Below are 14,486 nucleotides of genomic sequence, written 5' to 3'. Positions count from 1 at the left end.
TCGATATCAATATTTACTTATTGACCCGCCAACCATTTATCAACGGTGGCTGAATTATTTTTAACCCAATTTTTAGCCGCAATAGCAGGTGGTACATTTTCCTTTTCAATTTGCAGAATAAGTTGATTTAACTCAGCAGGTTCGATTGCCACATTACGCAAGAAGGCAGCAATTTTTGAAGAACGTTTTTCTATACTCGCAGCAGACAGCACATAAACTTTTGCATCAGGATAAGCACATGTAATATGGCTTTTATTTAACCAATCAGAGTCGACTGTTGGGCTGATAAATTTCCAACATCCATCAGCCTTATAAGCTGGGTCATCTTTTTTGTTATCTTGCGCATAACCATCAAAAGTGGGCTCTTCTAGGCGGCGTAAGTCATAGGCTGCGAATATCCAATCAGGCGTATAGGCATAGAAAATCACGCCACGTTTAGCTTTATAAGCGGCTGCGAGTTTTGCATATGTAACAGAAGCTTCAGTTGACACTGGCGCAAATTTATCGCCAAAACCATAGTCTTTCGCTTTAATTTCGCCAATATAAGTTGACTCCCACCCCGCAGGGCCGACCAATAACTCAGGCTTTCCGCCACCTAAAGGTGAAAACAGTGCCGCAATTTCAGGTTTTTGTAAGTCATAAACTGATTTAATGTTGTATTTATCTTGTAAATACCCTGGGATGTAAAACCCTTGCTCACCAATATAAGGGTTTTTAGTTGGTATCAATGTTTTGCTGCCGGTGACGTATTTTGCCCATGCTGCCGATTGGTTTGGCAGCCAAACATCCGTCAGAACATCCACAGTTCCATCGTCTTTTCCTGCTGCAGCGAATAGCACGGGCAAATCCCCCGCAAGATAGGTTACATCGCCATCTAACCGACTTTTAATAACTTCGCCTAAAATATGTTGGATAGCGATGGCACCCGTCCAATTTTGCTCGCCAATAACAATTTTATCTTTTGCTAGTGTTGGAAATGAAAGGGCTGCAAATAATAAAGCAGCACCAACTTGCTGAAATACTGATTTTTTCATAATTTAGCCTTAAAACAGGTGGTTATTATTGTTGCTTGTGTAGTTTTGATTGAATGATACGGTCAGGAATGAGCGCACAAAGTACGATAGCTATCCCAGCAAGAACACCTTCCCCTCCTTTAATGTTACGTAATGCAGCCATAACGTCATAACCCAAGCCGCCTGCACCGATAAGGGCAGCAACAACAACCATAGAAAGACTCATCACGATGGTTTGGTTAATACCTAACAGGAGCGAATGTCTGGCTAAGGGCAGTTGGACTTTGGTTAAAACTTGCCAAGGGTTTGCACCATGGGCAATTGCAGCCTCGACAGATTCTTTTGAAACTTCTTGTAACCCTAAAGCCGTCAAACGGATCATTGGCGCAAGAGAAAAAACAACGGTGGCAATTACTGCAGGTGTTTTCCCGATAGAAAAAAAGGCCACGGCGGGGATTAAATACACAAAGGTTGGTAAGGTTTGCATTATATCGAGTATCGGCGTCAATATTTTGCGAGCTAGGGATTTTTTAGCGACTAAAATGCCAAGTGGAATGCCCAGAATTAAAACAATAACGACCGAGGAACCGACGAGTGCGAGGGTCGAAATCGTTCTTTCCCAAAAACCAAATAAGCCAATATAAATAATGGATAAGGTGCTTAATAAGCTCAGACCAAAACCCGCAGCACGCCACGATAAGAAAATCAATGCCACTGCACTAACAGGCCAAGGTAGCCAGCCAAATATCGCTTCAATACTTTCAATAACGGTTCGGACTAATACGATAATGCCAACAAAAGCACTTTCAAATGTATTTTGTGACCAATCAATAATATTATCAATCTGTTGAGCTGTTTCAGAAAAAAGCAGTCGATCAACAGGAAAGGTAAAAAAAAGCGTTTCAATTTCAGAAGTCAACGCTCGCCAAATAACAAATATTTGGCTAAAAAGCAAAACTGATAATGGCAACTTCCAACCTGAATGCGGGTTTTGTCGAGAACGCCGAATCACCGATAAGGTGAAAAAACGGCTCGCAATGACTAAAAGTAAGCCTGATAACCATAAATCAATGTCCGATAATAAGCCTTGTACTATTAGGCTAATTGCCGCTAATTCAATCGCCATTGTTAGCCAAAACAACCCACCTTTACCATATTCAGCTAGTGCAGCGGGGCCTAACAGTAATGTTTTCCAACGTGCAAGGGCATCGTGGGAGCCCGGTGAAGGAATATCCGTTACTGCAGGATCTGTGCTGGTGACTAAAGCAGCAATACGAACAGGAGAAGATGAATAGTCTTGAAAAAACTCGGCAATTTCTGCATCAGCAGGGGTAGCAAGAAGTTCATTTGGGCTTGCAACTTGCACGAGTTGACCATGACGCATTACGGCTATTCTGTCTGCTAGGCGTAGCGCTTCACTAGGATCGTGGGTGACAAATAAGGTAGTGATCCCACGTTCACGAACTAATTTTAGAAAATGATACTGTAAGCTACGGCGGATAGTCGGGTCGAGAGCACTAAACGGCTCATCCATTAATAAAATATCCGGTTGAGTGATTAATGCGCGAGCAAAACCCACTCGCTGTTGCATGCCACCAGAGAGCTCATGTGGATAATGGTTATCCCATCCTTCTAATCCTACGGCTTTCAGTTGCTCCCTAGCAGCAGCGAAGCGGGCAACTTCGGGCACCCCGTCCAATTCAAGCGGAAAAGCGACGTTTTCAATAACCGTTCGGTGAGGCAACAACCCAAAATGTTGAAAAACCATGCCAATACGCTTTGCACGTAATTCACGCAATAATTTCGGGTTTAGTTGACTGATATCTTGACCTTCAATAAAAACGTGACCACTACTTGAATCAATTAACCGGTTAACGTGACGTAACAATGTTGATTTTCCACTGCCGGATGTCCCCATCAAGCAAACAACTTCGCCGCGATAGACTTGTAAGTTAATGTGGTTTACAGCCAGTTTTTGCTCATTTTTCAACTTTGATGAGTAGGTTTTTGTGACATCACGAAACTCAACAACGATTTCATTAGCAGCATCGTTATCTAACGCTGCTGCGGCGTATTTCCCTAATGGTGATTGAATATTCACAGGTTAAGCTCTCAATAAAATTTTTATTCAAAACGGCCACTTCCACGCAATAATTAAGATTTATTATTAAACGTGTTATGTGACGTTAAATTAATTTTAAGTTTTATTTATATTGTTGATGATAACTTGCTAGTAGGGTAATGGATTTGGAGGAAATAAAAGAAGTATTAAATTTGAATAGATTAGAGCAGATAGTTATTACGGCTACAGGTTATATATTTCAACTAATTACTATTATGTTTGCTAAATTCTACGCATAAGCTAAATATGAATGGATACAGTGTAAAAACCTGTTAATACTTCAGCAAAGGACGTTTTTGTCATGCACACACATTTAGCTATCCAATAGGCTAGCTAAATGTGTTATTTGCTATTCATATAATATTATTTATTCATTATCCAAATACCACTCCGATGTTTGTGTATTAATATCAAAAACTTGGCCCTGATATGGTGTGAGTGGTGTAAGGCCTTTATCTCGCATCATCGGGATACTCTCACGCACCGATTCATTCCATGGATGAAATGCCATCGCATAGGCGCCCCAGTGCACAGGAACAATGCGTTGTGGGTTGATATCGAACGCAGCTTGCGCCGTTAAACTTGGAAACATATGGTCGTCTGGCCAACGTTTGTCATATTGCCCATTTTCAATAAATGCAATGTTGATATTAGGAAATTTTTTAGCAATTTCAGCGAAATGAGGGCCATAAGCAGTATCCCCACTGTAATACAGTGTTTCATTCATATCCTGAATAACATATCCTCCCCAAAAGCTTTTATTACTGTCAGTCAAGCTACGTCCAGAATTGTGCAACGCAGGGACTAAAGTGTAGCGGTTTTCACCAACCACAGCCGTTTGCCACCAATCCAGCTCTTCAATATTTTTTGCATCAATTCCGAGCGGTTTGAGATATTCACTTAAACCTAGAGGAACAATAAATCGTGCATTTTGTTGCCCAAGTTGCCGTAATGTCTCTTCTTCAAAATGGTCATAATGGTTATGGGAGATTAAAACAATATCGGTTTGTGGCCATTCATCAATGGAAGCTGCGGGTTCTTGAAAACGGCGCATATTAATAACCAGCGGAGAAACCGATGCCCCAAGAACAGGGTCAACTGCGATAGTTTGTTGATTAACTCGCATTAATAATGTGGAATGACCGAACCAAATAAACCGATTAATCCCATCATCCTTTAGAAATAATGACCAATCTGGTTTTTGCATTGGGAATTTTATTTTAGGCTTATATTGGCTTTCACCCCCTAACATTTTAAATAACCCTGTTACACCATCACTCAAAGTCACACTGCGTAATAGTTGAGGATTAACAAATGCTTTTTTTTCCTGACTATAGTTAGCGCTCGTTAGGTATTGGGGGAATGTACGCGAAAAAATAGCACACCCAATAACAAGCAAAATGAATAAACCTAAAAAGAATATGAGCATTATCTTTTTCTTCAATATCATATGGTTAAATTAAACTGTATTTATAAAATAGTTAAAATTAGCATAGTAATATGCATTAATATTATGTATGCTAATTTTATTGGCCTAGGGTAAAGTAATTAATCACCATATCATTTAATTATCAGTTACTAAATTTATATATCTGATATTAAAAAACGATAACCTATTACTGTTTAAATACAATATACATAATTTTCAGATAAGGGTTATATAAATTGAATGAGTATTAATTTTATCGAATCGGTAAAGATAATAACTCTTCTGTCATTTCCCATAAACGTATTGCATTATTTTTATCTAATGCCCAACCCGCTACAACGGAAAACTCCTTCATTCTATCGCCACAAGTGTGGGTTATCATTTCCGCTTCATTACAGTCAGCAAAATAACGGCCACCAATATTCTCAATAATAGGAGAAGTCGCGACAAATATTGATGTTGCTGCACCTTGTTGTGGTGTTTTCCAAAGGTGCTCAGGCACAGGTAATTCACCTGAGTAGCGTTGTAAATTAGATTTAATCGCCCCTGGCATAACCGCATTAGTCCATATTTTATCTTTTTCCCAACGGCGCGTAGCCTCTACCGCAAATAAAATAAGCGCCGTTTTAGATTGCCCATAAGCACTCCAAGGGTCATAAGGTCGGATATGATAATGAATATCATCAAACACAATGGGACTAAAATGATGAGCCGACGAACTAACAACCACGACTCTCGAGCCATTTGCTTTTTTTAGAGCCTCATATAACCCATTTGTGAGTAAAAAATGCCCTATATAATTAGTCGCAAATTGGGCTTCCCATCCTTCATTTGTTCGTGTTTCTGGCATTGCCATAACACCTGCATTATTAATAAGTATATGCAGCGGTTTTGACCATGTTGAGGTAAATTCACGAATTGAGCTTTTATTCGTTAGATCAAGGTAAGCAACATCAACCTGCTGATTGCCTGTCGATTTTATTATTTCTAATGCAGCTTGTTGGCCAGCCTCAATATTTCTGACCGCCAGAGTTACACTGGCGCCATTATTTGCAAGAGAGCGAGCTGTTTCAAACCCAATACCTGAAGCCGCCCCCGTTATAATGGCATTTTTACCCGTTAAATCTATACCGTGAATCACTTCGTCTGCGAGGCTATGGAAGCCAAACGATGTTTTGATTTTCATGATCCTATTCCTAATTTAAGACAAAAAAAGGGCGAGCAAAAGAATTGGCAATGATTCATTGCCAGTTAAATTGCTATTCATTAATAAATATTAAATATAATGCTTATGCTGAAATCGCTTTCCACATTATTTCAAAACCAAGTTGTAATAATGCATCTTTACGTTCTGGTTGCTTTTCAATTTGTTCACTTGTTGCATCTGATATATTCTGAAAAATGTTATAAATAAAATCTTTTTCATCAGAAACTAAAAGATTATCTTTAATCGCTTGAGTAAACATTTGGTCGATTAAAACAAGAGGCTCAGGTGTTTTAGCAAGGGTTTCAGGCGTCAGTAGCTCAGAGACAGAAAGCAATCTAAGCACTCGTTTTCCATTAGGATTTTTTAATGCCCACTCAGTATACCCTGACCACACATGCTTTATTTGTGTATGCACATCAGCATTTTTAGGGTAACCAGTGACTAGGCGTTCAGCCATATCGCTTTTGAGTAGCAAATAAACATCATTAAATAATTGTTCTTTGGTTGGAAAATAGGTAAAAAGAGTGCCTACGGCTACTTTTGCACGTTTTGCAATATTTGCCGTCGTTGCTGATAAACCATTTTCAGCAAGAGTACTTATCGTTGCATTAATCAATGCAGTGTATTTTTGTGAGCTCAAGGGACGAGCCATAGAGTATCTCCAAATAAAATATTGCGTCTCTCATCAACTTTAATGACTGACTAATCACTCAATTATATTGATAGAGAGAAATAGATGCAATAAGTTTGAAGATAAATTTAAAAAAAATGTGAGTCCATTTTCTCGTTCCATTAAAACCATGCCAAAACATCTCTAATGGAACGAGTCGTACTCAAAAATAGGGCAATGTGCGGTATAACTGGGAGCTATTACGCTTTCTCCGAGCTTGTATGCCCCCTTCTATTTTACTGTGTTTTATCAACGGGTAACACCATGTACACACCACTAAAAACTGCACCAACTTGGTTATTTGGGTTACTTACTTCCACTTTCAGTTTAACTCGCGCTTTGCTGCCTCGCGCTAAGCGGTCAAGGTCACCACTCATATTCGCTAAATCCGCAATTGCCGTTGGCCTGCCACTCACTGGCTTGCCGTAGCGGATGTTGGCATCCACTAACACAATATCACCACCAAGTTGATGCTCTTGCATTAGCAGCCAAATAAGCCCCCAACCGGTTAATGTCGCGAGTGAAAATTGGCTACCTGCAAAAATAGTTTCATGGGGGTTTTGGTTGCCCGCTTCTGGCATTGTCGTAATAAAACGGGTCCCTGTATATTGTTCGATGCGAACACCCATTTTTTCACTTAACGGAATGTATTTATGCCATGCTTGCTGTAATTCACCACACCAATCAGGACGATGTAAGATTTGGTCTAGGGTTTCAATTGGCTTGATCATTAAATAATGACGCACAGGTGTTTTAAGCTGCCCTGCAACTTGCCCCCTATTTTCAAACCCCATCTTATTAAAGAAAGGAACGGCTTCTTCACGCACACTGGAAACAATACGTTTTACACCTTCTTGCCGTGCAACTGACTCCAGAGCCATAATAATCAACTTCCCCAGCCCTTTACCTTGCATGACGGGATTAACAGCGAGGAAGCGAATTGCACCTTCGTTATCGGCATTAATATATAGACGGCCAATCGCCAAAATACGGTTTTTATCATCCACCACCATTTGATGGTGAGCCGTTAAATCATAACCGTCTTTTTCAGAACCGAGGGGTTGATTGAAGGGTTTTCGCAACATTTCCCAACGAAAGTGGTAGTAAGTTGCAAATTCAATTTCATCTTTCGGTGTACGTAAATGGTACATCGTTTCCCCCTTTAAAAATGGAATCACACTTGCAGCCAAAAGGTCACAGGGCCGTCATTAGTTAAGCTCACTTGCATATCAGCAGCAAATTGCCCAGTTTCAGTCGTGACGCCATGCTGACGGCTTTGTTCCACAAAATACTGGTACAGTTTATCGGCTTTTTCAGGCTCTGCCCCCCCAGAAAAACTAGGTCTCATGCCTTTTTTGGTGTCTGCCGCTAACGTAAATTGTGAGACAACCAATAAGCTGCCTCCCGCTTGCTGAACATTCAGGTTCATTTTCCCTTGTTCATCACTAAAAATACGGTAGCCCAGCACCTTTTCACATAAGCGTTTTGCTTTTTGCTCGTCATCGTCTTTTTCAACGCCAAGCAGAACCAACAAACCTGAGTTTATTTGCCCAACCGTTTGTTCATCAACAACCACACTCGCATGAGTGACTCTCTGGATTAATGCAATCATGATTACTCTGCACAAAAAGATGGAGCAACGTTAGCCGTTGCTCCATCTTCAATATCAAATATTATTCAACTTCAGCACTAAAATCGTAAGTACGGAAATATTCAGGAACGGTATCTTTATCCACAACATGAATACTATGGATACCAAGAGCTTGCGCGGCTTTAACATTTTCCTCTACATCATCGAAGAAAACGGCATCTGCTGCTTCAAATTCTTCGGATTGCAGAACGTATTTGAAGATTTCAGGATCAGGCTTACGCATACCTAAATCTTGGGATAAATAGAGAAAATCGGAGGAAGCTGCAATCTCTGGGTAGTGTTCTGGCCAGTAGTCCAAATGTAGACGGTTAGTATTCGATAAGACGACAACACGGTGCCCTTGTTCACGCAGGCGCTCCATAATGTCAATCACTTCTGGTCTTAACGAAATAAAAATAGCGTGCCAGCCTTCAGCAAAGTCTTCAAAGCTCAGAGTGATCCCCATTTCTTCACAAAGTAGCTCTGCAAACTCTATATCTGAAATTTTTCCACACTCATGTAATTGAAAGATATTGCCAAAAGTAAACCGTGATTTGATTTCTTCACTTGGTGTGCCGCTCAGTTCAGACCATTTATCAAACACACGATTAAAGTCGATATCAATAATCACATTACCCATATCGAAGATATACAGCATAAATTTTCCTCTTTGTTATTCACTAAATTTACTTTAATCATTATTCGTCCAACTGAACAGCCCTAATTGGTGATAATTCACGTTATTTTGTCAATTCATCGGTTGAGCACTAAACCAGAAAATTGCTGCCGACCTAACCCTTTTTACTGCAGATACAATAACAGGGCTATTAATCACTTTTACGCTGGCTCTTTACTACGACAATAAATACGGAATAACCGAGCTAAATGTTCCCCTGCTGGCGTTAATGTTGCGTCCCGGCGCTGCACGAGAGCAAACGTGGCATAAGGTAGTTTTTCGATTAAATCCAATGCGATATACCGTTGTTCAAAGAGAGGCTCATCTATCGTGTCTATCGACACAATGGTTAAAAAATCACTTTGCGCGACTAAACTTAAACAACCAATTAAGGTTTCACAGGTCACACTGAAATCCATGGGGCGCTCCATCATGGAGAACACATCGGCGAGTTGCTTGTAATATGTGCCCTTTGGGGTTGGCATCGTCCAATCGCAGTCCACTAACTCAGTAAGCGATTTCGCATGCCGTAAGGGGTGATCTTTACGCATAATCACTTTGTATTCTTTTTGCATCAACCGCTCAAAAGTAAACTCCGCATCCAAGCTTCCTGGGTAATAAGTGTTAATCGTGAAGTCCAGTTCCCCTTGCCTCAATTGAGTTAGCATGGTTAATAATTGCCCTTCCATAATGCGCAATTTGATATTGGGATAATCGCGGTGAAATTGAGTGACGACTTTTGGCATTAATGAACGAGCAATACTACCTGCAACACCAATGTTCACCGTTCCACCAATCAATCCAATACGTTGTGAAATCTCTTCTTGCCCGACCCGTAATTCTTCAAGAATTAAACTTGCACGGCGTAAAAAACCCTCCCCACATTCCGTTAAATAAATCCCTTGGTTACTGCGAATAAACAATTTAGCCCCCAAGCTACTCTCTAATTCACGAATAGATTTCGTCAATGCAGGCTGAGAAAGCTGTAGAAAACGGCTGGCGGCTCGAATACTGCCATGCCGGCTAATTTCGACGAACGCCCTGAGCTGATTTAATTTTATGGGTGGTGCCATATCAATACCCCGATAACTTTTAGTTATATATCTAAAGATAATTGTATCTTTTTTACTCTAATTTGATTGTGTACAGTCAGAAAATAGAGAAACAAAAAATTAACATTTAGCAAATTAAATAATTTTTTATAAATTAAAATAACCAAAGCAAATTAATATACTACTTTTTAAAATTAAACGAATTTTAATTTTAAAACCCATACACATCCCTATTTCAATATCCCTGTACTGATTTTTCTTGTGATAACTAAAAGAGATATAAAATGAATACTGACTTAGATAGCACCATCCAGCAGATGGCACAACAATTACAAGCATGGCGGCGTGATTTTCATCAGTATGCAGAATCAGGTTGGTTTGAATTTCGTACAGCAACGCTTGTTACCGAAGAACTGCATCAACTTGGTTACCAACTGCAACTGGGCAAAGAAGTCGTTAAAGCGGATGCTCGAATGGGCCTTCCTACCGAAGAAAAATTGGCAGAACAAGAAAAAAGAGCGATTGAACAAGGCGCTTTAACTCAATGGCTACCTCACTTTTCAGGGGGGTTCACTGGTATCGTTGCCACACTCGATACTGGCCGTCCAGGCCCAACACTTGCTTTTCGTGTCGATATGGATGCCCTTGATTTAAATGAAGAACATTCGTGCCAACACCGTCCACATAATGAAGGTTTTGCTTCCTGTAATCCGCACATGATGCACGCGTGCGGCCACGATGGGCACACCGCCATCGGCCTTGGGCTTGCTCGTATTCTCAAGCAATATGAAGCGAAGCTGTCTGGTCGCATCAAGGTTATCTTTCAACCTGCGGAAGAAGGCACCCGAGGTGCCAAATCCATGATGGAAGCAGGTGTGGTTGATGATGTCGATTTCTTTGTGGCTATCCATATCGGTACAGGTGTGCCAAAAGGCGAAGTCGTCTGCGGCAGTAAAAACTTTTTAGCTACCACAAAGTTTGATGTGACCTATCAAGGTGTTGCGGCACATTCAGGTGCAAAACCTGAAGATGGCAAAAATGCATTAATTGCCGCAGCCCATGCAACCCTAGGCCTATATGGTATCCCGCGTCATAGTGAAGGAAGCTCACGCATTAATGTTGGTGTATTGCAAGCAGGTATTGGCCGCAATGTCATTCCCGATACCGCACTGCTCAAAGTTGAAACGCGCGGGGAAACCAATGAAATCAACAAGTTTGTCTACGAAAAAGCGATGCACATTATTGAAGGCGCCGCCAAAATGCAAGATGTCGCCTTTGATATCAAACTGATGGGAGCCGCACAAAGTAGCCACCCAAGCAATCAGTGGGTTGATTTTATTTGCGATTTAACAAAAAAACAGCTTCCTGAATTAACCTCTATCGTTAAAAACCGCTACCAAGCCGCAGGTTCGGAGGATGCAACCTATTTTATGGAACGCGTAAAAGAGCGTGGAGGCCAAGCCACTTACATGATTTTTGGTACAGATCTCAGTGCAGGTCACCACAATGAGCGCTTTGATTTTGATGAAAATGTGATGATAACAGCAGTAAAAACGCTGTCGACAATTGCCCTGCACCTCCCTGAATTCGGAGCGAAGAATGGATAAACAATTCACATCATTTATTGGTGATTATATTGAAAATCATCGCGCCCAGTTTACCGCGCTAAGCGACAATATTTGGGATCACCCTGAAACCCGCTTTGAAGAAACCTATTCTGCTAATTTACTGGCTGACGCATTAGAGCAAGAAGGCTTCCACGTTGAAAGAGGGGTTGGTGATATTGAAACGGCGTTTATCGCCAGCTATGGTGAGGGGTCACCTGTCATTGCATTATTGGGCGAATATGACGCTCTCGCAGGGTTAAGCCAACATTCTGCTTGCAGCGAGCCAAATCCCTTAGTGGAAAATGGTAATGGTCACGGGTGTGGGCATAACTTACTAGGCACCGCCGCGTTATCTGCCGCTTTTGCTGTCAAAGCCTGGCTGCATGACAATAATTTACCTGGTACTGTGCGGTTTTATGGCTGCCCTGGGGAAGAAGGCGGATCAGGTAAAACATTCATGGTCAGAGAGGGCTTATTCGATGATATTGATGCTGCCATTACATGGCACCCAGAATCATTTAGTGGTGTCTTTAATGTGCAATCCCTTGCTAACATTCAAACAGCTTTTCGCTTTAAAGGTATTGCTTCTCACGCAGCAAACTCCCCACACCTAGGCAGAAGTGCACTTGATGCCGTCACCTTGATGAATGTTGGCGTGCAATTTTTACGCGAGCACATTATTCAAGACGCTCGGATACACTATGCCGTCACCAACACGGGGGGCGCATCCCCAAATGTCGTGCAACCTGATGCAGAAGCCCTCTACCTTGTCCGCGCCCCGCAACTTGATGAAGCACAAGATATTTACCAGCGTGTGATTAATATTGCACAAGGAGCTGCCCTGATGACAGGGACGCAACTAGAAGTCCGTTTTGATAAAGCATGCTCAAACTATGTGCCTAATCGGACGCTAGAACACGCCATGTTTAACCACATTACTGAATTTGGCATCCCTGAATATACCGATAAAGAACGTCAATTCGCTGAGCAAATTCACAATACATTGACAAAAGATGATTTACGCAATGCCAAGCTAAATGCTGCCCGCAGTGGAGGAGAAGAAGGCGAACGTTGGTGTGAAAGGCAGGGCAATAAAGTACTCACGAATGAAGTACTGCCTTACGTTGAGTCCAAAGAGTTGATGTACGGCTCAACCGATGTTGGTGATGTCAGCTGGGTTGCCCCTACCGTTCAATGTTTTAGCCCATGCTTTGCCTTTGGTACCGCACTGCATACTTGGCAATTAGTAGCACAAGGGCGCACCTCTATTGCCCATAAAGGGATGCTGCTCGCAGGGAAAATCATGGCCTCTAGCGCCATTGAGTTGTTCTTGAAGCCCGATTTATTAGCACAAGCAAAAGCTGAATTTACGCAGAAAAGGCAAGTTACCCCTTATCAGTGCCCTATTCCCAAAGATATTAAGCCTTCAAAATTAAAATAAGTAGTTCCTTAATACAGGCGGGGTTTACCCGCCCATAAGTCATAACAATAACAATGAAGATAGACACAAGGAAACCCTATGAGCGACTCAACAACTGTGCACAAAAGCCCCGGGGCAATTTTTCGCTGGATAGAACGAGTGGGAAACAAAATCCCAAACCCATTCATTTTGTTCGTTTATTTAATTGCCGTGCTGATGATTGCGACGGCTGTATTATCTTGGTTTGATTTATCTGTTAAAAACCCCGCCAATGATGAGATGGTCAGCGTTAAAAATTTATTAAGCGTGGAAGGGTTACAGTGGATTTTACCTAATATCGTTAAGAATTTTAGCAGCTTTGCCCCCCTAGGCGCCATTCTCGCGTTAGTCATTGGGGCGGGTTTAGCTGAGAAAGTAGGCTTACTTCAAGCTTTAATGTACAAAATGGCATCGGGTATTAATAAGCGCTATGCCAGTTATATGGTACTGTTTATCGCCTTTTTCAGCCATATTTCTTCAGATGCGGCGTTAGTTGTCATGCCACCACTAGGTGCCTTGATCTTTATCGCGGTAGGTCGCCATCCTGTCGCTGGCCTATTAGCTGCAATTGCTGGGGTCGCTTCGGGTTTTACCGCAAACTTATTGATTGTCACCACCGATGTATTGTTATCGGGAATCAGTACAGAAGCAGCAATGATGATTGACCCAAATCTACATGTCAGCGTTATCGATAACTGGTACTTTATGGCCACATCGGTGATTGTGTTAACCATCGCAGGTGCACTACTGACAGACAAATTTATTGAACCCCGTCTCCCCGTGTGGGAAGGCACTTCACATGACCGACTCGAAGAATTGACGCCAATTCAAAACCGTGGTTTATTGATGAGTGGCTTGTCTGCACTAATCTTTATCGGTTTAGTTGCGCTTATGGTTGCCCCAGAAGGCGCACCACTGCGTGATCCAGTAACCGATACTGTGATCCCTTCGCCGTTTATCAAGGGTATCGTTCCTGTCATTATTATTTTCTTTTTCGTCGTTTCCATTACCTATGGTGTATCAACCAAACAAATCAAAAAGCCGAATGATATCCCAGACTTATTAGTTGACCCAATGAAAAGCATGGCAGGTTTCATTGTGATGGTTTTCCCACTTTCTCAGTTCGTTGCATTCTTTAACTGGAGCAATATGGGGAAATTCATGGCGATTGGTTTAACTGACTTGCTAGAAAACTTAGGGATGACGGGTGTGCCCGCGTTTATTGGGTTAATGTTTTTATCTGCGTTTCTGTGTATGTTTATCGCCAGTGGTTCTGCTATTTGGTCAATACTGGCACCGATATTTGTGCCGATGTTTGTGTTACTTGGCTTTCACCCTGCTTTCGCACAGATTGTGTTTCGTATCGCTGACTCCGCTGTGTTACCCCTTGCGCCGATGTCACCGTTCCTTCCGCTCTTTTTAGGCTTTTTACAACGCTACTATAAAAATGCGCAGCTAGGGACCTACTATACCTTAATATTGCCGTATCCAATTGTATTCTTTATTGTTTGGATGTTATTGCTAGTAGGCTGGTACTTTGCAGGCTTACCTATCGGGCCCGGAGTTTACCCACAACTTACCCCATAAAAAAAGGCGCCTAAATGGCGCCTTTTTACTACTT

Annotated in this window: 12 protein-coding genes; 3 read left to right on the top strand and 9 right to left on the bottom strand. The window is 41.6% G+C overall.

Features of this window, described 5'->3' with window-relative positions; genetic code table 11:
* Positions 1 to 17: 17 nt before the first annotated feature.
* The 9 genes from M1F05_RS01340 to M1F05_RS01300 form a co-directional block, all read right to left on the bottom strand.
* Entirely contained in the window at positions 18 to 1,034 is a 1,017-nt protein-coding gene (locus tag M1F05_RS01340) for a glycine betaine ABC transporter substrate-binding protein (RefSeq protein ID WP_206084887.1), read from the bottom strand.
* A gap of 25 nt (positions 1,035 to 1,059) precedes the next feature.
* Positions 1,060 to 3,114: an ATP-binding cassette domain-containing protein gene (locus tag M1F05_RS01335; RefSeq protein ID WP_206084895.1), complete on the bottom strand. Its 2,055-nt coding sequence runs from the start codon at positions 3,112 to 3,114 to the stop codon at positions 1,060 to 1,062.
* 388 nt (positions 3,115 to 3,502) lie between these two features.
* Positions 3,503 to 4,564 (bottom strand): MBL fold metallo-hydrolase, encoded by a 1,062-nt coding sequence (locus tag M1F05_RS01330; protein ID WP_241016859.1) that lies wholly within the window; start codon positions 4,562 to 4,564, stop codon positions 3,503 to 3,505.
* A gap of 253 nt (positions 4,565 to 4,817) precedes the next feature.
* The gene (locus M1F05_RS01325) at positions 4,818 to 5,750 is read right to left on the bottom strand and encodes an SDR family NAD(P)-dependent oxidoreductase (RefSeq protein ID WP_206084901.1); all 933 of its coding nucleotides are present in this window, start codon (positions 5,748 to 5,750) and stop codon (positions 4,818 to 4,820) included.
* Positions 5,751 to 5,853: 103 nt separating this feature from the next.
* Positions 5,854 to 6,423: a TetR/AcrR family transcriptional regulator gene (locus tag M1F05_RS01320; protein ID WP_206084903.1), complete on the bottom strand. Its 570-nt coding sequence runs from the start codon at positions 6,421 to 6,423 to the stop codon at positions 5,854 to 5,856.
* A gap of 254 nt (positions 6,424 to 6,677) precedes the next feature.
* The gene (gene fabY, locus M1F05_RS01315; RefSeq protein ID WP_206084905.1) at positions 6,678 to 7,592 is read right to left on the bottom strand and encodes a bifunctional GNAT family N-acetyltransferase/hotdog fold thioesterase; all 915 of its coding nucleotides are present in this window, start codon (positions 7,590 to 7,592) and stop codon (positions 6,678 to 6,680) included.
* A 23-nt stretch (positions 7,593 to 7,615) separates the two neighbouring features.
* Positions 7,616 to 8,053, bottom strand: a complete 438-nt coding sequence (gene dtd, locus M1F05_RS01310) for a D-aminoacyl-tRNA deacylase (RefSeq protein ID WP_206084907.1) — start codon at positions 8,051 to 8,053, stop codon at positions 7,616 to 7,618.
* A gap of 61 nt (positions 8,054 to 8,114) precedes the next feature.
* Positions 8,115 to 8,729 (bottom strand): glucose-1-phosphatase, encoded by a 615-nt coding sequence (yihX, locus tag M1F05_RS01305; RefSeq protein WP_206084909.1) that lies wholly within the window; start codon positions 8,727 to 8,729, stop codon positions 8,115 to 8,117.
* Positions 8,730 to 8,908: 179 nt separating this feature from the next.
* Positions 8,909 to 9,820, bottom strand: coding sequence for a LysR family transcriptional regulator (locus M1F05_RS01300; RefSeq protein WP_206084911.1), 912 nt, complete (start codon positions 9,818 to 9,820; stop codon positions 8,909 to 8,911).
* Positions 9,821 to 10,083: 263 nt separating this feature from the next.
* Here M1F05_RS01300 and M1F05_RS01295 point away from each other — a divergent pair, with 263 nt between their 5' ends.
* The 3 genes from M1F05_RS01295 (at position 10,084) to abgT (ending at position 14,452) form a co-directional block, all read left to right on the top strand.
* Positions 10,084 to 11,406: a M20 family metallo-hydrolase gene (locus M1F05_RS01295; protein WP_206084913.1), complete on the top strand. Its 1,323-nt coding sequence runs from the start codon at positions 10,084 to 10,086 to the stop codon at positions 11,404 to 11,406.
* Positions 11,399 to 12,847 carry a M20 family metallopeptidase gene (locus M1F05_RS01290; protein WP_206084915.1) on the top strand — a complete coding sequence of 483 codons (1,449 nt, stop codon included), beginning with the start codon at positions 11,399 to 11,401 and terminating at the stop codon, positions 12,845 to 12,847. Before M1F05_RS01295 ends, M1F05_RS01290 begins: the two co-directional genes overlap by 8 nt.
* A 78-nt stretch (positions 12,848 to 12,925) precedes the next feature.
* Entirely contained in the window at positions 12,926 to 14,452 is a 1,527-nt protein-coding gene (gene abgT / locus M1F05_RS01285; RefSeq protein WP_206084917.1) for a p-aminobenzoyl-glutamate transporter, read from the top strand.
* Positions 14,453 to 14,486: the final 34 nt, after the last annotated feature.

Source organism: Providencia sp. PROV252, from assembly GCF_033676005.1.
Classification (GTDB): domain Bacteria; phylum Pseudomonadota; class Gammaproteobacteria; order Enterobacterales; family Enterobacteriaceae; genus Providencia; species Providencia vermicola.
The sequence above is the reverse complement of the archived record's forward strand: the minus strand, read 5'-3'. Positions and strand labels throughout refer to the sequence as shown.